This is a genomic window from Agrobacterium pusense, from assembly GCF_013285525.1.
GTDB classification, from domain to species: domain Bacteria; phylum Pseudomonadota; class Alphaproteobacteria; order Rhizobiales; family Rhizobiaceae; genus Agrobacterium; species Agrobacterium pusense.
Map to the genome: position 1 here is coordinate 822,685 of NZ_CP053856.1, position 19,604 is coordinate 842,288.

Below are 19,604 nucleotides of genomic sequence, written 5' to 3' on the forward strand. Positions count from 1 at the left end.
TTGAAAAGGCCCGGGGAGCGATCCCCGGGCCTTTGAATTTTCCGTTCCTGCTGAGGTCAGGGCGTATTGCCGCCCTGGCCGAGAATGCTCTTGGCGATATTGGCGCCCGAGGTGCCGCCGGAAAGCAGCTGCTGCAGGAAGGTGAGGTCCTTGCCGCCCGTCGGCGTGGTGCGCGAAATCGTGTCGAAGACCTTGCCGTCCTGCAGCGTGTAGTTGGCCTTACGCTCGATGACGCCGTCCTTGTTGAAATAAATGGCGAGAATGTTCTGTTCGACCAGCGACGGCTTCATGAAGGCGGCGCGGCGCACACGCTTCTGCGAGATGTAATAGAACACTTCATTGCCGAAGGTCGCGGTCGTGGAGGGCGTGCCCATGGTCAGGAGAACCTGCTCACGGCTCGAGCCTTCCGGGATCAGCTGGAGCGACTGCTCGTCCATGACATAGCCGTTATGGAATACATCTGTCGTGCTGGTGCAGGCGGAAAGCAGGCTGGATGCGAGCACGATTGCGATGGCGGTCTTGCTCAGAATTTTGCCGTGACTTGCGGATTTCTGCTTGCTCAACTGCTTTTCCCCGACTGCGATCATGAATGGCACCTTCCGGCATTGCGTGGTGCACAGTGTCTGTGCACATGATTGTGTCAATCCGGGGACGGAAAATCCCGATCACCCCCCAAATTCAATGCTTTCCCGGCCTTTTGGAACTCCTCCGGTTCTCTTCGACTGTTTCAGCGCAAAGACGAACGTGACCGCGACAGCATTGCAATTCGTGGATGCTTCGGTAAACCAGCTTTGACGATCATGCAACAAGTGCGATGGGCGGTAAGCGCATTCACCCGTCCCGTTCGGAAAAAAAACGATGATATTCGGGCTGTTCAAGAAGAAAAACAACAATCGCGCCATAGTTGACAGGCAATATGCGACCTTGACGGCAGCAGCCCGCACACCCGAATTTTATCTCGATCTCGGGGTCCCCGACACTGTAATGGGCCGTTTCGAGATGCTGTCGGTCATGATGATTCTCTATTTCCGCCGCACCAAATCCTCCGGTGTCAGCGGGCAGGAGATTGCCCAGGAGATTGTCGACGCCTTCTTTCAGGACCTTGATCACTCCATCCGTGAGCTTGGCATTGGCGATCAGGGCGTGCCAAAACGCATGAAGAAATTCGCCGGCATGTTTTATGGCCGTCTCGAATCCTACGCGGCGGCGCTGGATACGTCCGACCTTGCGGCCCTTGCCGCGGCACTCCGGCGCAATATATATCCGCAGGCAGACGAGAACGCGCCGGCGCTGGATGGGCTGGCGGGCTGGATGATGGAGGCTTCTTCCGTCCTTGCCGCCTGTTCCGAAGAAACAATCGCAACCGGAAGCCTGACGCTGCCCTTGCCTGGACGATGAGGTTCACATGAACGCGCGACACGCCGCAAATGACGACCTGCCTTTCTCCTATCCCGTGAAGGTAGGCCATATTTCCGCCAATCCCGTCAGGATTGGTCTCGAAGCCGATGCCGAGGAACTCAAGGCGCTGGCGAAATTCTGGGACGTGGTTTCCGTCGAATATCTGAAGGCAGAGCTGCAGGTATCCCGCTGGAAGAAGGATGGCGTGAAGGTAAAAGGCGAGGTGCATGCGGCCGTGACCCAGTCCTGCGTCGTGACGCTGGAGCCGGTGTCGAGCAAGATCGATGAGACTGTCGAGCAGATTTTCGTGCCGGAAGGTTCGAAACTGGCGCGGATGGTCACGAACGAAGAAGGCGAAATCGTGCTCGATCCCGATGGTCCCGACATTCCCGATCAGTTCACCGGCGACAGCATCGATGTCGGCGCTGTCGTTGCCGAATTTGCCGCCCTTGCCATCGATCCCTATCCGCGCAAACCGGATGCGGCGTTCCCCGAAACGGCCGAAAAAGAACCTGAAGAAGAGAAGCGGCCATCGCCCTTTGCCGTGCTGAAAGATTGGAAAAAAGACTGAATGGCCCAGCCGGGCTGAAATAATTTTATTGTAACGAAGGCCGGAAAAGGTATTTTCGCGCAAAATCCGCTTGATTGGCGGCAAGTAAGGATAAGGGACGAGTGATCAGAATTGCAATTGACGTCATGGGCGGCGATTTCGGCCCAGATGTTGCCATCCCGGGTGCCGCCAAGGCGCTCGAACGGCACAACGATGTAACTTTTCTGCTCTACGGGCAGAAGAGCAAATGCGACCCCATTCTGGCACAATATCCCGCACTTCGGGAAAAGTCGGTCTTTCACGATTGTGAAGTCTCTGTCAGCATGGACGAGAAGCCCAGCCAGGCGCTGCGCCGCGGCCGCTACGTCTCCAGCATGTGGCGCGCCATCGAGGCCGTGAAACTCGGCGAGGCTGACGTCGCCGTTTCCGCCGGCAATACCGGTGCGCTGATGGCCATGGCGAAATTCTGTCTGCGCACCATGGCGCGGGTGGAGCGCCCGGCAATCGCCGGTATCTGGCCGACACTGAAGGGCGAAAGCATCGTGCTCGACATAGGCGCGACGATCGGCGCCGACTCCCAGCAGCTTCTGGATTTCGCCCTGATGGGCGGCGCCATGGCGCGCGCGCTCTTCGATATCGACCGTCCGACGGTCGGCCTGCTCAATGTCGGCGTCGAGGAGGTGAAGGGTCAGGAAGAGGTTCGCGAGGCCGGACGGCTGATCCGCGAGGCAGATCTCGGCACCATCGATTATCGCGGTTTCGTCGAAGGTGACGATATCGGCAAGGGCACGGTTGATGTCGTGGTGACCGAAGGTTTCACCGGCAATATCGCGCTGAAAGCGGCCGAAGGCACCGCCCGCCAGATCAGCACGTTGCTGCGTGAGGCGATCTCCCGCAGCTTCTTCGCCAAGATCGGTTATGTTCTCGCAAAGAGCGCCTTTGACGTGCTGCGTGAAAAGATGGATCCGCGCAAGGTCAATGGCGGCGTGTTTCTCGGCCTGAACGGCATTGTCATCAAGAGCCATGGCGGTACGGATGCCATCGGTTTTGCTTCCGCCGTCGATGTCGGCTACGACATGGTTCATAACGGCCTGACGGCCAAAATAGAAAACGATCTCAAGATTTACCACGCAAGACGGCTTCCGCCCCCGGCGCCCGAAGCACTCGTGGCTGACGAGGAATAACGGAATGATCCGCTCTATAGTTCGTGGTTTCGGGGCAGCGCTGCCGAAGCGTGTGATGACCAACAGTGAAATCGAAGGCGTCGTGGAGACGTCAGACGAATGGATCGTGCAGCGAACCGGCATCAAGCAGCGCTACATCGCCGGCGAAGGTGAAACCACCGCGTCTCTCGGCGAAGCGGCGGCGCGTGCGGCTCTCGACAATGCCGGTCTGACGCCCGACGATATCGATCTCATCATCCTCGCCACCTCGACGCCGGATAACACCTTCCCCGCGACGGCAGTGAACATCCAGAACCGCCTCGGCATGACCCACGGCTTCGCCTTCGACATGCAGGCTGTCTGCTCGGGCTTTGTCTATGCCGTCTCTACCGCCGACCTCTATATTCGCGGCGGCATGGCCAAGCGCGTTCTTGTAATCGGCTCCGAGACCTTTTCGCGCATTCTTGACTGGAAGGACCGCACCACCTGCGTTCTCTTCGGCGATGGCGCCGGCGCGCTTGTTCTGGAAGCTGGGGAAGGCGAGGGTACCTCTGCCGATCGCGGTATCCTGACGGCGCAGCTGCGTTCCGACGGTTCGCACAAGGAAAAGCTCTATGTCGATGGCGGGCCCTCAACAACGGGCACGGTCGGTCATCTGCGCATGGAAGGCCGCGAAGTGTTCAAACACGCCGTCGGCATGATCACCGACGTGATCGAGCAGGCATTCGAAGCCACGGGCACCACGGCAGACGATCTGGACTGGCTCGTTCCGCATCAGGCCAACAAGCGCATCATCGACGGATCGGCGAAAAAGCTCAACATCGACCCGGAAAAGGTCGTCATTACCGTCGATCAGCATGGCAATACCTCCGCGGCCTCCATTCCGCTGGCGCTTGCCGTTGCCGCAGGTGATGGCCGCATCAAGAAGGGCGATCTTGTCATGCTGGAGGCCATGGGCGGCGGTTTCACCTGGGGTGCGGTGTTGCTGCGCTGGTAAAGGCGCGATTTCAGCGTTTGCCGGGGCGGTGAAGCGAAATCCGCTGTGATTTTCGCGCTCACGCCCCGATAAGGCGCGTCTTGACGGCTCGGCCTGTGTCAAAACCGTATCAGTTGCTCTAAGCCCTTGCAGCGATTGCCGAAAGCCGCAAATGAATCTGGAACAGTCCCTTGACCGGCCGCCACAAGGGAAATAATCTCGGCGTCTCCTAGAGAAGAATTCAGACACGGTTTGTGGGGAAAAATGGCCGGGAAGACAGTGACACGCGCAGATCTTGCAGAATCTGTGTTTCGTAAAGTCGGGCTGTCCCGCACCGAATCCGCTGAGCTGGTCGAAACGATTATCGACGAAATATGCAATGCGATCACCCGCGGTGAAGTCGTCAAGCTCTCCTCTTTCGCGACGTTTCAGATCAGGGAAAAGAACGAGCGCATTGGCCGCAACCCGAAGACGGGGGAGGAAGTTCCGATTTCCCCACGTCGCGTCATGACCTTCAAGGCTTCGAATGTGTTGAAGCAGCGCATTCTGAAAGCGCATACCGCTCGTAAAGCCAAGCAGAAGGGCCAGAAGTCCGGTACCTAAGCCTGCGCGCGAAGCAGCGCCATGGCGCGGTTTTGCGCCTCCGTAAGCCCTTTTTCCCATTCTTCCTGTGAACATGCTTGAATTTCAACGCGCAAGCCGTTGAAATCCGGTCGACTCACATCATAATCAATTTTAGTGATTTGTATCCTGCCGCAACCGGTGTTGGCGCGAAGGTCGGACCTGACCTTGCGTGATATGCGGGCCGGCGGGGGAAAAGCGTTCTCGTTCAGTGTCCGGCCGGATGCATGGCGCTCCGGTTCGGATGGGAGTGGAAATTTGGATAAAAGCCCCGACGCGTTTCGGACGATCAGTGAAGTGGCGGATGAGCTGAACCTGCCGCAGCATGTGCTGCGTTTCTGGGAAACGCGCTTTCCGCAGATCAAGCCGATGAAACGGGGCGGGGGCCGCCGTTATTACCGCCCTGATGATATCGACCTGCTGAAAGGCATACGTCATCTTCTTTATGACCATGGCTACACTATCAAGGGCGTGCAGAAGCTGCTGAAAGCCAATGGCAACCGCTTCGTGGCTGCCATTGCCTCCGGTGATCTCGCGACCATGGAAGCCATCATGGCGGCGAGCGGCGAAAAGGAAGTCAACGAGCCGCGGGTTATCGATACCGATGGCGATGAGGTCGTCGGCCGTCCGAAGGCGAAGCCAAGCGGCCGGTTTTTCGGTTTTGGCGGTGGCGGCAGCGACGCTGAAATATCGGTGGGCAAGTCCGGCATTGGCAAGGATGACCAGGCGCTTTTGCAGGAGGCCCTGTTTGATCTGCTCGAATGCAAGCGCCTGCTGGATCAGGTTCGCTAAACCTTTTCCACAGCTGTTTCGGGACGCCAACCTTTCAGAAACCCCTTTGGCCGATAATGCGGCTCCGTAAAAAGGAGTCCGACCGTGAGCAACCGAAAATCGACAGCGCGACGCCGCACGGCGAAGAAATCGAGTGGCGGTAGCGTTTGGCCCTGGGTGCTGATGCTGGGTGTGGTTGCCGGCGGCATTCAGGCCTACGAACATCGCGATAGTCTTTTGCCGCAGCGGGCTGTTGCGAAGGCGACGTCTTCGGCAGCCAACGCTCCTAAAGTCACGACGGCGGCCAAGCGCGAGGCGGTTACCTCCGAGAAAGTCGCGGCCATTCGCCCTGCTGCCCCCGTCCTGCCCGGCAACGCACCGGTTCCGCCACGCCCCATCGCCATGCCACCCACGGCCTCTCAGAACAAGGTCGCAGCTATACTGCCGGAAACCCGCCCGTCAGTCGAGAAGGTCTCACTCGGCGAAAAAAGCGGAACTTTTGCCTTTTGCGGCCGCTCCGGCCTCAACAATTGTGTGGCCGATGGCAACACCTTCTGGATGAAGGGCGTCAAAATGCAGCTCGCCGGCATCGAGGTTCCGCAGATCGACCGGGCGCGCTGCATGGAAGAACGCCAGCGCGGTTTCATTGCGAAAGTCAGGCTTCGCGAAATGCTGAACGCCGGCGCCTTCGATGTCGCATCTACCGGTGCTGCGGGCGGGCAAGCTACGGAACGGACACGCCTTTCGCGCTCAGGCGTCTCCTTCGCCGATCAACTCGTGCGCGAAGGTCTGGCCCATCCGCTCTCGGGAAAAAATCAGTCCTGGTGTGGCTGAGGCCCCGTTGACCGAAACGGCCCGGACTGTGTAGATGAGGCGCGGTCGTGTTTAAGGTCGGCCTTTGCGCCGGCCACCTGAACGATGACAGCATTTTTGCAGCGACTTGACCCCAAACGGTTCATGGCGCCGCAATGCGGACGTGGCGAAATCGGTAGACGCAGCAGACTTAAAATCTGCCGACCATTGGTCTTGCGGGTTCAAGTCCCGCCGTCCGCACCATAACCCCGATTAAATTTTCTTTTTTGCTTCCCTGCGGTTTCCCGGCGTCTGGGAGGATTTTATGCCGAATTTTCCAGGTTTTCGGCATGGTTGGCGCTGAGATCCGCAGGATTGCCTTAAAAGTGTGCTTGATCACGCAGGCGGCATTTTTCCGTTGAAATCACCCGAAAGAACCTATTGACCTTGCCACGATGGGAAGCCCTATCTTTTTTTTAAATGAGAAAAGAGGGGTCCTACGCATGTCACAAATGGAGATCCGGGCGAGCCATCAGATTGCGATCGATGGCATGACATGCGCCTCCTGCGTCGGCCGCGTTGAAAAGGCGATCGCCAGGGTGCCCGGGGTTCTCAAGGCTTCGGTCAATCTTGCGACGGAACGCGCTGACATCTCTTTTTCCGGATCACCTGACGTGCTGGCCGTGATCGCGGCGGTGCGGAATGCCGGCTATGGCGTCGAAGAAAAAACCATAGAGCTTGATATTGAGGGTATGACATGCGCCTCCTGTGTGGGCCGTGTTGAAAAGGCCCTGAAGGCTGTTTCCGGTGTTTCGGAAGCGAGCGTCAACCTGGCGACCGAGCGCGCCACCATCCGCGTCGCCGGCAATGCCGCCTCTACCGCCACCTTGGGGGAGGCGATCAGACGGGCGGGTTACACGGCGAAGGAAATCGTCGCCGACAAGGCCGGCGAAGTGGAGCAGGACCGGCGCGCCGTGGAGTTGCGCAGCCTGAAAATCAACCTGGCCGTGGCCGCTGCTTTGACCCTGCCAGTCTTCGTTCTGGAAATGGGCTCGCATCTTGTCCCCGCGATCCACGACATCGTGATGGAAACGGTCGGCATGCGGGAAAGCTGGTATCTGCAATTCGTTCTGACGACGCTGGTACTCTTTGGACCGGGTCTGCGTTTCTTCAAAAAGGGCATACCCGCACTTCTGCGGCTCGCGCCGGATATGAACTCGCTTGTCGTGTTGGGCACCGCCGCCGCCTGGGGATTTTCGGTTGTCGCAACCTTCCTGCCCGAAATATTGCCGCGCGGCACGGCGAATGTCTATTACGAGGCCGCTGCTGTCATCGTCACGCTCATCCTCCTTGGCCGGTTCCTTGAAGCGCGCGCCAAAGGCCGCACCAGCGAGGCGATAAAACGATTGCTCGGGTTGCAGGCCAAGTCGGCGCGGGTGTTGCGCGACGGCGAAACCGTGGATGTGCCGTTGCAGGATGTGCACGCCGGTGATGTGATCATTGTCCGTCCTGGCGAAAAAGTGCCGGTCGATGGCGTGATCCTCAGTGGCTCGTCCTATGTCGATGAATCGATGATAACCGGCGAACCCGTGCCGGTTACGAAAACGGCGGGTTCCGAGGTCGTGGGCGGTACGGTGAACCGCAACGGCTCTTTCACCTTCCGCGCCACCAAGGTGGGCGCCGATACGCTGATCGCCCAGATCATCCGCATGGTCGAGGAAGCACAGGCCGACAAGCTGCCCATTCAGGCGCTGGTCGACAAGGTCACCAACTGGTTCGTGCCGGCGGTGATGCTGGCCGCAGCCGCCACCTTCCTCGTGTGGTTCTTCTTCGGCCCGGATCCGCCTCTGACCTTCGCGCTCGTCAATGCGGTTGCGGTTCTCATCATCGCCTGTCCCTGTGCCATGGGCCTTGCCACGCCTACCTCGATCATGGTCGGCACTGGCCGCGCCGCCGAGATGGGCGTGCTGTTCCGGCGCGGTGATGCGCTCCAGACGCTCCGCGATGCCGAGGTGATCGCCGTCGACAAGACCGGCACGTTGACGCTCGGCAGGCCGAAACTGGTGCATTTTACAACGACCGAGGGCTTCGGTGCCGATGAGGTGCTGCGCCTTGTGGCATCCCTCGAAACCCGATCCGAACACCCGATTGCGGAGGCGATCGTCGAAGCCGCGAAACATGGCGGCCTGGCGCTTGCCGATGCGGAAGGTTTCGAGGCAACGCCGGGTTTTGGCGTGGCGGCGGTGGTTGAAGGGCGCAGGGTTGAAGCGGGCGCGGACCGGTTCATGGCGAAGCTCGGTTACGATACCGCAATGTTTGCGCATGAAGCAGACCGGCTGGGCAGGGAAGGGCAGTCGCCGCTTTATGCTGCAGTCGACGGCAGGCTGGCCGCGATTATCGCAGTGGCCGATCCGGTGAAGCAGACGACCCCGGAGGCGATCGCGGCGCTGCATGCGCTCGGCCTCAAGGTAACGATGATCACGGGTGACAATCGCCGCACCGCAGAGGCCATCGCCCGTCGCCTCGGTATTGACGAGGTGGTGGCGGAAGTGCTGCCGGACGGCAAGGTGGAAGCCGTCAAAAGGCTTGCCGCCGGTGGGCGCCGGGTCGCCTTCGTAGGCGATGGCATCAACGATGCACCGGCGCTTGCGGCAGCCGATGTCGGCCTCGCCATCGGAACGGGCACGGATGTCGCGATTGAGAGCGCCGATGTGGTGCTGATGTCGGGCGATCTGCGCGGTGTGGCCAATGCCATCGCCCTGTCCAAGGCCACGATCCGCAATATCGGCCAGAACCTGTTCTGGGCCTTCGCTTACAACGCCGCGCTCGTTCCCGTGGCGGCCGGAATATTGTATCCTGTCAACGGCGTGTTGCTGTCACCCGTCCTTGCTGCCGGCGCAATGGCACTTTCCAGCGTCTTTGTCCTGACGAACGCGCTGCGCCTGAAAAGTTTCCGTGCGCCGCTCACGGACAGACCCGCGGGCTTGCAGCTCGCAGCAGCGGAATAGGAGGGGACACAATGGCGCTCCCCCGGTCCATCCACTTGCCGCAGATTGATCGCAGCATCGCGGTGGCGGAGGGCGAGACTGTCCTTCAGGCCGCCCTGGCAGCGGGCATCGCTTACCCGAACGGCTGTCGCATGGGCCGCTGTGGGGCCTGCAAGTCGAGGCTGGTCTCCGGTGAGGTCGACCTTCTCAAGCACACGCCTTTTTCGCTGACTGAGGAAGAGAAAGCAGATGGCCTGACGCTTGCATGCCGAGCCATACCATTAAGCGACGTGGTGATCGGCTGGCTGAATGGCGCTGACGGGCTCTCCGACAGTAATGCAGATCTGTTGTCCACCCCGGAAAGATAGGAGCAGGATCCATGAACATCGGCACAGCCGCCACCGCATCCGGCGTTTCTGCAAAGATGATCAGACATTACGAGACGATCGGCCTGATCAAATCGGCGAGCCGCACCGATTCCGGCTACCGGGTCTATACCGCCAATGATCTGGAAACACTGCGCTTTATAAGGCGCGGCCGCGACCTCGGTTTTTCAATCGAAAAGATAAGGCAGCTCATGACCTTGTGGCGTGATCCCGGGGGCGCCTCCTGCGACGTCAAACGCATCGTCATGGAACACGTCGTCGATCTCGAAGCCAAGATGCAAACGCTTCGCGACATGGCCGATACGCTCCGCCATCTGGCGACCTATTGCCCGGATAATGGCGAGCCGGAGTGTCCGATCATTCAGGATCTGGCGCAATCGGAAGATCCCGATTTCGTCCCGGCGGCGGTGGTGCCGAAACGTTCGGGCATGTTGAAGGGCACGTCCGGCCCGGTAGCGGAACTACAGCGCCTTGCGAAATGAGCGGCCGTTCCAATCGCGGACGTCGTCGATTGCGGTAAAAATGCCAATGCGGTGAAGGAGACCAGCCATGTGGATACAGATATTACAGCGCTTCCTTATCCTTTGCCTGATGTTGGCGATCGTCTCCGTCATCGCGTTTCTTTTGCCCTATATGGCCGGTGGCGATCCGGCCCGTACCATCCTGTTTTCGCGCATGCGTGATACGGCGCTTGATCCACACGCCGTTGAAGCGCTGAGAACCAGCCTCGGGCTCGACCGTCCGCTCTACGTGCAATATTTCGCCTGGCTGTCGAACGCGTTACGCGGTGACCTTGGATTCTCCTTCACCAGCAGCCAACCCGTCGCCGGTGAGCTTTTGCGTTCCCTCGGCGTGTCGGTGACACTGGCGCTGACGGCGCTGGCAATAGCGGTGGCCGTTGCCCTGCCGCTCGGCACGCTTGCCGCGATGCGTCCCGGCGGAAGGCTGGACAATTTCGCGACGCTGATGATCCAGACCTTCGTCGCCACGCCCGAATACTGGTTCGCGCCCATGTCTGCGCTCGTCTTTGCCCTCTATCTTGGCTGGCTGCCCTCCGCGGGATGGGACAGCTGGCGTTCGCTGGTCCTTCCTGCGCTGACGCTGACCCTGCGACCGCTCGCCTATTTCACGCAGGTGACGCGCGCGGCGATGGCCGAAGTTTTACGCGCCCCTTATATCACGGCGGCGCGCAGCCGCGGGCTGGGCATGCATGGCACGGTCATGCGGCACGGCATCCGCAACGGCTCGCTTCCGGTAGTCACGTTTTTTGCCCTGTGGCTTGCGGGCCTGCTGGGCGGATCGGTGGTGGTGGAGGTGATCTTCGCCATCCCCGGAATGGGTCGGCTTCTCTACGATGCGGTGGTCAACCGCGACATCCCGATGCTGCAGGGCGGCTTCATCTGCATCGTCGCGCTTTCCATCCTGATCAATACCCTGGCCGACAGCTTCTATGTCCTGATCAATCCGGCAATGCGAGGTCGCCATGACCATTAGTCACTTTCCACAGGCTGCCGCCATGACGATGACCGCGCCCAGACGTCCCTCGACCCTCAACCGGTTCACGGATTTCATTCGCCGGCGGCACTGGACCTTCTATGCGGGATCGGCGATCTTTCTCGCCATCATCCTGCTGCTCATCATTGCGCCGTGGATTTCGCCTTATAATCCGGCGCAGCAGAACCTTCGCCTGCGGCTGAACGCGCCGAGCGCCGCCCATTGGCTCGGAACGGACCATCTGGGGCGTGATGTGCTCAGCCGTCTGCTCATAGGCGGCCGTTTCACGGTTACCATCGCCGCGATCACCGTCATTCTCTCGGTCGTGATAGGAGCCTTGATCGGCATCGTCAGCGGCCGCAGCCGCGGCATAGTCGATCAGATTTTGATGCGCATCGTGGACCTGCTCATAGCCATACCCGATGTCGTGATCGCAATTTTCCTCGTCGCCATATTCGGGCCCGGATACGGCACGCTGATCGCCTCGCTGACCATCGTTGGCTGGACGCCTTTCGCACGGCTGGCACGGGGACTGACGCTTTCGATCAATTCCCGTGAATATATCCGCGCGGCAGAGGTGCTTGGATGTACGCGGAGCTTCATCATCTTCCGGCATATTATTCCCAACACGATCTGGCCCATTGCCGCTGTCGCGTTCCTGCGGTTCGGCCACAAGCTGATCACGGTGGGCGGACTGTCATTTCTGGGGCTCGGCGTACAGCCGCCGGCCGCCGACTGGGCGCTGATGCTGTCCGATGCGCAGGCCTACGCCGAACGCATGCCCGTTCTGGTTATCGCACCGGGTCTGGCGATTTTCCTGGCGGCGCTCAGCGTGACCTGGATCGGCCATGGCCTCAACCTTGAAACCAAGAAAACGAGCGGTCATTGACGCCCGCGAAGGGGCAATGGTCGATTTGACTGTCGTCAAACATAGATGACGCCACGGACAATGAAGGAGAGTAATATCGTCTGAAGCCGCATGAAAATCCGTAAATGCCTCCGATTCAATAAAAATAAGGGGAACTCTTATGAATATCGAAGGACACACGCATGCCAGCACGGCCATGTCTTCCGAATGCGCACCGCTTCTGGAAATTGAGGACCTGCACGTTTCGGTGCCGGCGCAACATGGCCGGAAATTCGTCATCTCCGGGCTGACGCTTTCCGTCAATGCCGGGGAAGTTGTCGCTCTCGTCGGCGAGTCCGGATCCGGCAAGAGCATGACGGCGCTATCGCTGATGCGGCTCCTGCCACAGGGTGCGGAAATCAACTCCGGCCGAATTTCCTTTGCCGGGCGTGATATTCTCGCCCTGTCATCCGCCGAACTCGACGCGTTGCGCGGCGCAGATATCGGTATGCTGTTTCAGCAGCCACAGGCCATGCTGGATCCCACCAGCCGGGTGAGGACGCAGGTTGCCGAACCGCTATGGGTCCATCGCAAGATGAGCCGGCACGCCGCTCTCAATCGGGTCGTCGGCCTTCTGTCCGATGTCGGTATTCCCGATCCGTCTGCACGGGCGCAATGCTTCGCGCACGAACTTTCCGGCGGCATGGCGCAACGTGTCATGATCGCCGCGGCACTCTCGGGCAATCCGCAACTGCTGATCGCCGACGAGCCGACGACAGCGCTCGATGTCACCGTTCAGGCACAGATATTGCGCCTGCTCGATGACGAGCGCCGCAAGCGCCGGCTGGCCACGCTGCTCATCACCCATGATCTTTCGGTTGTCGCCGCATTCGCGGACCGGATCGCGGTCATGTATGCCGGCCGCATCGTGGAGGAAGGGCCCACCCAGGCGATCCTCAAGGCGCCGCAGCATCCCTATACCAAGGCGCTCATCAGCTGCTCGCTTCTGACCACTGACGGCGAGGGGCAGTTGCTGACAATCCCCGGCTCCAGTTCGCAGGCCCACGACATGTCCTGCGGCTGCCGGTTTCACCCGCGCTGCTCGCTCGCCAAATCCGCCGGCATGGGCAGCCGCTGCATGGCAGCCGAACCGAATCTGAATGCCCTGCCGGAAGGACGCAAGGCCCGGTGCTGGGCAGTCGGTGACGAGCAGGTCAACCATGATCATGCTGGCCACGCAATGTGCTAAAGGAGGTGACGATGTTATCGCCAACGATGAAACAGGCCACGCCATCGGCCGGCAGCGACAGCCGACCCTATGTGATTGCCAAAAATCTTTGCAAATATTACCCCATATCGGGCCTTGGTCACCGGGTGGTGAAATCCGTTGACGACGTGTCGCTGACGATCGGCGAAGGCGAGGTTCTGGGCCTCGTCGGCGAATCCGGCTGCGGCAAAAGCACCGTCGCCGGATTGATAACGCGGCTGACGAACGCGACGAAAGGCGAGGTCAGCATCGGTAATCATAATATACTGCAAATCCAGGGCGAAGAGCTTCGGCGGATGCGTCGGGTCGTGCAACTGGTGTTTCAGGATCCCTATTCGGCACTCGATCCCCGTATGCGCATCGGGCAAAGCATGGAATCACCGCTTGCCCAGCACGGCATCGGCTCTCGCGAGGAACGCGCGACGCGGGTTTTCCGGATGCTGGAGGAGGTCGGCCTTGATGCCTCATTTTACGATCGTTATCCCAGCCAGTGTTCCGGCGGGCAATTGCAGCGCGTCGTCATAGGGCGCGCACTTCTTCTCAATCCGAGTTTCCTCGTTTGCGATGAGCCGACATCGGCGCTCGACGCCTCCATGCGCACGCAGATACTGAACCTCCTGATGGACATGAAGCGTCGCCACGGTTTGACGGTTCTGATGATTTCTCATGACCTGCGTGTGGTGCGTTATCTGTGCGATCGCATAGCGGTAATGTATCTCGGGCGCGTCGTTGAAATCGCCGACCGTGAAGAGCTTTTCCGGGCGCCGAAGCATCCCTACACCAAGGCCCTCATTGCATCGTCGATGCTGGACGAGACGGGGTTGTATGCACCGGAAATGCTCCTGGACGGTGATCTGCCGAGCCCTCTCAATCCTCCCGACGGATGCAAATTCCACACGCGCTGCAAATACGCGACCGCAATATGCGGAGAGGTAGAACCCGTTCTGGAAGGCGTTTCCGGCGAGCATTTCGCGCGTTGCCACCGCTGGCAGGAACTGGGTTGAAGGACGACGCAGCTACAGTTCTCTGGTGCTGTAAAAACAGATGAATTGTGTGTTTGAAGCTTAATATCGGAATAAAATTCCGAGTATAAACGTAAAATAGATGATATTCGAATGGATAATCGAAAGATATCCATAGGGTATTATTGTTGTAATTTTATGGAATAAGCGAATTTTCGAGAAAATGTAAGAGATGTGAGCGTTGTCATCAAAAATAAAAGGGGAATTTTCTATGATGAAGCACGCACTTTTGGCGACGTGCGCCGTTGTTGTCTCATTCGGGGCACATGCGGCGACAGCCGGAACAATCACCTATGACGATTATACCGGCGTCAAGACCGGCTGGCAGATGGCTTCCGACGATGCCTATCTCGGCTCGCGGGCGGGATGTTTCGAAAGTCTGGTTCGTGTCGGTTATGACGCGACACTGGAGCCTGGCCTTGCCGAATCGTGGACGCAGACCGCGCCGAAGGTCTGGGAATTCAAGCTGCGCAAGGGTGTGAAATTCCAGAATGGTGAGCCGCTCAATGCCGCAGCCGCGGTCAATGCACTCACCAATCTTCTGAAAGCGCCTGTTCCGGCGCGCGCCTTCTCGCCCAAGCTGATCGCCGCTGTTGATGCCGATGGTGACGATATCGTGAAGATCACGACCATCGAGCCATCGGTGCTGCTGCCGGCGCAAATGGGAAGTCCGGCAACGTCGATCCTCGCGCCTTCAGCCTATAAGGATGGCAAGGTCGATCCGATCGGAACCTGCACCGGACCCTTCAAGATTACCAAGGTCGATGCCAACCAGTATATGGAGCTGACCGCAAACCATGACTATTGGGCCGGTATGCCGAAGCTTTCGGGCGGCCGCGTGAACTTTATTCCGGACGCCGATACGCGCGCCACCCAGATAAGAAGCGGTGAAGTGCAGATTTCGCGCATGATCCCGCCCTGGACGGTGAAGACCGTTGAAGCGGCCAAGGGCGTCAAGGTTGCGCCGATCACCGTGCCGCGGATCACCGAAATGCTGCTCAATAATTCAAAGGCGCCTTTCAAGGATATCAAGGTTCGGCAGGCGATCCGGGCTGCCATCGATACCGCCGGTATTGCGGACAGCATCTATGAAGGCGTGGTAAAGCCCGCAACGATGCCCTTCGCACCGGGTGAGCCGTGGGCGCCGCAAGACGTCACACCCGCTTATGACCTGGAGAAGGCAAAGGCTCTGCTGAAAGAGGCCGGAGTTGCTCCCGGCAGCCTGAAGTTGACGCTTCTCGCCTACACGGAAAGAACCGAACTCAAGGATGTTGCCGCCGTTATCCAGGCCCAGTTGCAGGAAATCGGCATCAAGGTCGATGTTCGCGTTGCCGATTACACAGCGATCGAGCCCGATCTCCTGTCCGGCAACTTCGACATGGTTCTTCTGTCGCGCGGTTACGCCACTGACGTTGCAGAGCCGATCGGTTTCCTGAACGCCGACTACACCTGCACAGGCGGTTACAACATCTCGCATTATTGCAGCGAAGAGACGGACAAGCTGATCAAATCGGCCTATGCGGTGGCCGAGCCGGCCAAGCGTTACGCCATCTATGCCGAGGCGGCGAAGAGGGTTTACGATGAAGCGGTCACCGTCTACCTCATCCACGAGACGGCTTTCGACGCCTATTCGGACAAGGTCGAGAACTTCAAGCCACATCCGATCAACTACTTCATCATGACCAAGGATCTGGCGGTGAAATAAGCCAACGTGACATCGCTGACGAGGTGTGGCCCGGTTCGCAAGAGCCGGGTCTCTTTTATGAGAAGGCCCCTGAACCTCTCCGCCGTCATTGCGGCCCTGTGCCGGAATCCAGCCAGCCCAGGTCCTTGGACTTAAAGGAGTCTTCCCGCCGTACAGACGCACGTCAGCTGGATTCCGGTTCAGGGCCGGAACGACGGAGGAGGGCGGATTCGATTCATTAAGCTGGGGAAACCTCCTCCGTCACCCTTGATTGAAAGGGAGAGGGCGTTTGCCGTCCGGGAGGAGAGAGGGATGGATGCCGTCCAAACCCGTCACACAATTCAGCGCGAAGCGGGGCAGGCAGTGCGATCCGGCGGCGGCTGTATGAAAGCGCCGCCGGTATCTCGTTTGATCAGGCGCGTGCTTCCGGCGTGTATCCAGCCGCGGTGATGATTTCTGCGATACGTGTCGCATCGGAGATGCCGCCAACCACCACTGTGCGGCTTGCCGGATCGGCATATACGGCAGCGCCGGGAACGGTCTTCTCGATCGCGCCCTTGATCACACCGGCGCAGTGCCCGCAGGTCATGTCTTCAACGTGGAAAGAAAGGTCGGCATTGACGGGTGCGGCAGTGGTTTCCGGGTGATGCTGGTGAGCGGTGCACATAGGCGGTTCTCCGTGATTGGGAATTCGTAACAGGGAGAGCCTGGACTATTCCAACGTGGGAAGGTCAAGCGCTTTATTCGCCCAAAGCCAGTGATTTCAGCTCTTCCAGAAAATCGGCATCAGCAGCACCAGAACCGTCAGGATTTCCAGACGCCCCAGCAGCATCAGGATCGACAGGAGATAGAGCGCCGGTTCGCTGATCGTGGAGAAATTGCCTGCCGGGCCGATGATCGGACCGATGCCGGGGCCGACATTGGCAAGCGAGGTCGCCACAGCCGAGGTGGCGGTGAGGAAATCATAGCCCATCAGGCTCATGGCCAGACTGCCGGCAATCCAAAGTGCGATGAAACAGCTGATGAAGAGAAAGATGGTGCGGATGGTTTCCGGATCGACCACCTGCTGGCCGTAGCGCACGGAATAGACGGCGTTCGGATAGATCAGCTTCTTGAGCCCGGCCCGCGCCACGTTGAAGATGATGAGAAAACGATAGGCCTTGATGCCGCCGGCCGTCGAGCCCGAGCAGCCGCCCATGAAAGTGGCGAAAAAGGCAACGACGACGACGAAGGGCCCCCACAGCGTGTAGTCATCGCTGGCAAAGCCGCCGGTCGACAGGATGGAAGTCATGTTGAAGAAGGAATGGCTGAGCGCATCATCCAGCGGCACGCCGTTCCTGAAATGGTGGTAGACACCAACGGCAACCGAGATCGCACAGAGGTAGCCGAGGAAGACGGCGATCTGCGGGTCGCGCAGCGTCTCCAGCCGGCGCCGCACGGCGAGCAGGATCATGACCGAGAATGGCAGGCTGCCGAAGATGAGGAAGATGGTGGCGATCCACAGCAGGGCCGTATTGTTGAAATAGGCGAAGGACGCGTCATGGGTGGAGAAGCCGCCCGTCGCAACCGTGGACATGGCATGGTTCAGCGCATCGAAATGCGACATGCCGGCAAAATCATAAGCGATGGTACAGGCAAGCGTCATGACGATGTAGATCGCCACGAAAGCCCGGGTGAAGCTTGCCAGCCGGGCGAAGGGGCGGTCGTTGCCGGTGTCGGAGGATTCCATGCGGAAGAAGGTCATGCCGCCGACGCGCAGCAGCGGCAGGATGAAGAGGCCCAGTGCGACAATACCGATGCCGCCGAGCCAGCACAGCAGCGACCGCCACAGGAGAATACCCTGCGGCGCATTGTCGAGACCCGAAATGGCAGTGGATCCGGTCGTCGTGATGGCGGAGACGGACTCGAAAAGCGCCTGGCCGGGCGTTAGGCCGAGTTCGGACAGATAAAGCGGCACTGCACCGACGATGGAAAACACCAGCCAGAGCAGGTTGACGAGCAAAAAGCCGAAACGTTTGTTGAACGAAGCGATCGGCCCGCGCGTGGCGAGCGCGCAGGCAAGCGCGAACCCACCACACATGAAGCCGGAAAGCGCGAACACCATCCAGTCGTCATTGCCGTAATAAAGATCCGTCAGTGCGGGCAGGAACATGGCCGTGGCGAGATAGAGCCCGAAGATGGACGCTACATATATGACCGAGCGCAGAAGGTTACTGTTCAAGAAATGAAACCCGGAGTTCGTGGCCGCGCTGAAATGAGTCTTTGTCTCGGACGCCTTCCTATGGCATAGCGGGTGCCATTATGAATTTCAATGGATTGACTATCGTGGACAAGCAGCTTGTGGAAGCAGCGCGGCGGGAAGTGCGGGAAATATTCCCGGAAACGCCGCTGCAGTTGAATGAACATCTCAGCCGTCGGTATGGCGCGTCGATTTGGCTGAAGCGTGAGGATCTGTCCCCGGTTCGTTCCTACAAGATTAGAGGCGCATTCAATTTTCTCCGCAAGGCGGTGGCCAAGGCCGGCAAGGGCAAGATTTTCGTCTGCGCTTCGGCTGGAAACCACGCCCAGGGTTTTGCTTTCGCCTGCCGCCATTTCGGCGTTCATGGCGTTGTTTTCATGCCGGTGACCACACCGCAGCAGAAGATCGAAAAGACCCGCATCTTCGGCGGCGAGTTCATCTCCATCCGTCTGGTGGGCGATATATTCGACCAGTGTTACGCTGCTGCCCGCCAGCACGTGCAGGACAATGACGGCTACATGGTGCCGCCGTTCGACCATGAGGATATCATCGAGGGCCAGGCGACGGTTGCCGCCGAGATCATGGACCAGCTCCCGGATGGCACTAAGCCTGACATCGTCGTGATGCCTGTCGGCGGTGGCGGTCTTTCGGCTGGCCTGTCCGGATTTTTGGCCGGGACGGTCCGCAAGGAAAACTTCGTGTTCTGCGAGCCGGAAGGCGCACCGAGCCTGAAGAAAAGCCTCGAACGTGGCGAACCGGTGACGCTGAACAAGATCGATAATTTTGTCGATGGCGCCGCCGTCGCCCGCATCGGCGACCTCAACTTCAAGGCGCTGAAGGATTTCCCGGCCGATCAGGTCCAGCTCATCCCGGAAAATGCCATCTGCGTGACGATCATCGAGATGCTGAATCTCGAAGGCGTGGTGCTGGAGCCCGCAGGCGCGCTCTCGATCGCCGCGCTGGAAAAGCTCGGCCGCGAAAAGCTGGAAGGCAAAACGGTCGTCGCCGTGGTTTCCGGCGGCAATTTCGATTTCGAGCGCCTGCCGGATGTGAAGGAGCGCGCCATGCGTTACACGGGCGTGAAGAAATACTTCATCCTGCGCCTGCCGCAGCGTCCCGGTGCGCTTCGCGATTTCCTCAACCTGCTTGGTCCGGATGATGATATCGCCCGTTTCGAATATCTGAAGAAATCAGCCCGCAACTTCGGCTCGATCCTTATCGGCATCGAAACCAGCGCGAAGGAGAACTTCGCCGGCCTGCTGGAGCGCTTCGAAGCGGCCGGCCTCGGTTATGAGGACATCACCGAAAATGACATCCTGTCAAACCTGATCATCTGATCGGAGGAGGCAGGGAAGGGCGGGTGTCATCCGCCCTTCAAACGTGACACGAATTGAGGGAGTGCAAGCC

Annotated in this window: 18 protein-coding genes, 1 tRNA gene and 1 pseudogene; 17 read left to right on the forward strand and 3 right to left on the reverse strand. The window is 59.4% G+C overall.

All coding sequences use genetic code 11. The features are described from left to right. Positions 1-56: 56 nt before the first annotated feature. Entirely contained in the window at positions 57-587 is a 531-nt protein-coding gene (locus HQN82_RS04000) for an outer membrane protein assembly factor BamE (protein ID WP_004441184.1), read from the reverse strand. 271 nt (positions 588-858) lie between these two features. Here HQN82_RS04000 and HQN82_RS04005 point away from each other — a divergent pair, with 271 nt between their 5' ends. From HQN82_RS04005 to HQN82_RS04080, 16 genes and pseudogenes are all read left to right on the forward strand, one after another. Continuing rightward, positions 859-1,398, forward strand: coding sequence for a ubiquinol-cytochrome C chaperone family protein (locus tag HQN82_RS04005; protein WP_107327110.1), 540 nt, complete (start codon positions 859-861; stop codon positions 1,396-1,398). Positions 1,399-1,405: 7 nt separating this feature from the next. Beyond that, on the forward strand, positions 1,406-1,969 hold the full coding sequence (locus HQN82_RS04010; protein WP_006697939.1) for a YceD family protein: 564 nt from the start codon (positions 1,406-1,408) through the stop codon (positions 1,967-1,969). Positions 1,970-2,070: 101 nt separating this feature from the next. Next, the gene (gene plsX / locus HQN82_RS04015; protein ID WP_004441191.1) at positions 2,071-3,132 is read left to right on the forward strand and encodes a phosphate acyltransferase PlsX; all 1,062 of its coding nucleotides are present in this window, start codon (positions 2,071-2,073) and stop codon (positions 3,130-3,132) included. 4 nt (positions 3,133-3,136) lie between these two features. Continuing rightward, positions 3,137-4,108, forward strand: a complete 972-nt coding sequence (locus HQN82_RS04020) for a beta-ketoacyl-ACP synthase III (RefSeq protein ID WP_006697941.1) — start codon at positions 3,137-3,139, stop codon at positions 4,106-4,108. A gap of 243 nt (positions 4,109-4,351) precedes the next feature. After that, complete coding sequence (locus tag HQN82_RS04025; RefSeq protein WP_006697942.1) at positions 4,352-4,690, forward strand: integration host factor subunit alpha; 339 nt, start codon at positions 4,352-4,354, stop codon at positions 4,688-4,690. 276 nt (positions 4,691-4,966) lie between these two features. After that, positions 4,967-5,500, forward strand: a complete 534-nt coding sequence (locus HQN82_RS04030) for a MerR family transcriptional regulator (protein ID WP_004441196.1) — start codon at positions 4,967-4,969, stop codon at positions 5,498-5,500. Between the two features lie 84 nt (positions 5,501-5,584). Beyond that, positions 5,585-6,313 carry a thermonuclease family protein gene (locus tag HQN82_RS04035; RefSeq protein ID WP_112765717.1) on the forward strand — a complete coding sequence of 243 codons (729 nt, stop codon included), beginning with the start codon at positions 5,585-5,587 and terminating at the stop codon, positions 6,311-6,313. Positions 6,314-6,449: 136 nt separating this feature from the next. Continuing rightward, a tRNA-Leu gene (locus HQN82_RS04040) sits at positions 6,450-6,535 on the forward strand. 239 nt (positions 6,536-6,774) lie between these two features. After that, complete coding sequence (locus tag HQN82_RS04045) at positions 6,775-9,279, forward strand: heavy metal translocating P-type ATPase (RefSeq protein ID WP_173614569.1); 2,505 nt, start codon at positions 6,775-6,777, stop codon at positions 9,277-9,279. Between the two features lie 11 nt (positions 9,280-9,290). Then, positions 9,291-9,590 (forward strand): annotated as a pseudogene (locus tag HQN82_RS04050) (2Fe-2S iron-sulfur cluster-binding protein); the annotation flags it as partial. Positions 9,591-9,637: 47 nt separating this feature from the next. After that, complete coding sequence (gene cueR, locus HQN82_RS04055; protein ID WP_006697945.1) at positions 9,638-10,126, forward strand: Cu(I)-responsive transcriptional regulator; 489 nt, start codon at positions 9,638-9,640, stop codon at positions 10,124-10,126. 67 nt (positions 10,127-10,193) lie between these two features. After that, positions 10,194-11,138, forward strand: coding sequence for an ABC transporter permease (locus HQN82_RS04060; RefSeq protein WP_004441204.1), 945 nt, complete (start codon positions 10,194-10,196; stop codon positions 11,136-11,138). Then, positions 11,128-12,027 (forward strand): ABC transporter permease, encoded by a 900-nt coding sequence (locus HQN82_RS04065; protein WP_022555995.1) that lies wholly within the window; start codon positions 11,128-11,130, stop codon positions 12,025-12,027. The genes HQN82_RS04060 and HQN82_RS04065 overlap by 11 nt, the downstream gene beginning before the upstream one ends. Before the next feature lie 139 nt (positions 12,028-12,166). Then, positions 12,167-13,234, forward strand: a complete 1,068-nt coding sequence (locus tag HQN82_RS04070) for an ABC transporter ATP-binding protein (protein ID WP_037089019.1) — start codon at positions 12,167-12,169, stop codon at positions 13,232-13,234. Between the two features lie 11 nt (positions 13,235-13,245). Next, on the forward strand, positions 13,246-14,256 hold the full coding sequence (locus HQN82_RS04075; RefSeq protein ID WP_173614570.1) for an ABC transporter ATP-binding protein: 1,011 nt from the start codon (positions 13,246-13,248) through the stop codon (positions 14,254-14,256). 229 nt (positions 14,257-14,485) lie between these two features. Continuing rightward, positions 14,486-15,979 carry an ABC transporter substrate-binding protein gene (locus HQN82_RS04080; RefSeq protein ID WP_004441211.1) on the forward strand — a complete coding sequence of 498 codons (1,494 nt, stop codon included), beginning with the start codon at positions 14,486-14,488 and terminating at the stop codon, positions 15,977-15,979. A 391-nt stretch (positions 15,980-16,370) separates the two neighbouring features. On the opposite strand, the gene HQN82_RS04085 is transcribed toward HQN82_RS04080, so the two are convergent. Together HQN82_RS04085 and HQN82_RS04090 are read right to left on the reverse strand one after the other, a co-directional pair. After that, on the reverse strand, positions 16,371-16,625 hold the full coding sequence (locus HQN82_RS04085) for a heavy-metal-associated domain-containing protein (protein ID WP_112765720.1): 255 nt from the start codon (positions 16,623-16,625) through the stop codon (positions 16,371-16,373). A gap of 96 nt (positions 16,626-16,721) precedes the next feature. Continuing rightward, positions 16,722-18,179, reverse strand: coding sequence for a TrkH family potassium uptake protein (locus HQN82_RS04090; RefSeq protein ID WP_004441214.1), 1,458 nt, complete (start codon positions 18,177-18,179; stop codon positions 16,722-16,724). Between the two features lie 80 nt (positions 18,180-18,259). Here HQN82_RS04090 and ilvA point away from each other — a divergent pair, with 80 nt between their 5' ends. Then, positions 18,260-19,534, forward strand: a complete 1,275-nt coding sequence (gene ilvA, locus HQN82_RS04095; protein ID WP_004441216.1) for a threonine ammonia-lyase — start codon at positions 18,260-18,262, stop codon at positions 19,532-19,534. Positions 19,535-19,604 lie beyond the last annotated feature (70 nt).

Coding starts and splice junctions, on each gene's coding strand:
- ilvA (WP_004441216.1), top strand. CDS start 18,260: ATGAATTTCAATGGATTGACTATCGTGGACAAGCAGCTTGTGGAAGCA.
- HQN82_RS04065 (WP_022555995.1), top strand. CDS start 11,128: ATGACCATTAGTCACTTTCCACAGGCTGCCGCCATGACGATGACCGCG.
- cueR (WP_006697945.1), top strand. CDS start 9,638: ATGAACATCGGCACAGCCGCCACCGCATCCGGCGTTTCTGCAAAGATG.
- HQN82_RS04060 (WP_004441204.1), top strand. CDS start 10,194: ATGTGGATACAGATATTACAGCGCTTCCTTATCCTTTGCCTGATGTTG.
- HQN82_RS04020 (WP_006697941.1), top strand. CDS start 3,137: ATGATCCGCTCTATAGTTCGTGGTTTCGGGGCAGCGCTGCCGAAGCGT.
- HQN82_RS04085 (WP_112765720.1), bottom strand. CDS start 16,625: ATGTGCACCGCTCACCAGCATCACCCGGAAACCACTGCCGCACCCGTC.
- HQN82_RS04000 (WP_004441184.1), bottom strand. CDS start 587: ATGATCGCAGTCGGGGAAAAGCAGTTGAGCAAGCAGAAATCCGCAAGT.
- HQN82_RS04005 (WP_107327110.1), top strand. CDS start 859: ATGATATTCGGGCTGTTCAAGAAGAAAAACAACAATCGCGCCATAGTT.
- HQN82_RS04025 (WP_006697942.1), top strand. CDS start 4,352: ATGGCCGGGAAGACAGTGACACGCGCAGATCTTGCAGAATCTGTGTTT.
- HQN82_RS04010 (WP_006697939.1), top strand. CDS start 1,406: ATGAACGCGCGACACGCCGCAAATGACGACCTGCCTTTCTCCTATCCC.
- HQN82_RS04080 (WP_004441211.1), top strand. CDS start 14,486: ATGATGAAGCACGCACTTTTGGCGACGTGCGCCGTTGTTGTCTCATTC.
- HQN82_RS04045 (WP_173614569.1), top strand. CDS start 6,775: ATGTCACAAATGGAGATCCGGGCGAGCCATCAGATTGCGATCGATGGC.
- HQN82_RS04070 (WP_037089019.1), top strand. CDS start 12,167: ATGAATATCGAAGGACACACGCATGCCAGCACGGCCATGTCTTCCGAA.
- HQN82_RS04075 (WP_173614570.1), top strand. CDS start 13,246: ATGTTATCGCCAACGATGAAACAGGCCACGCCATCGGCCGGCAGCGAC.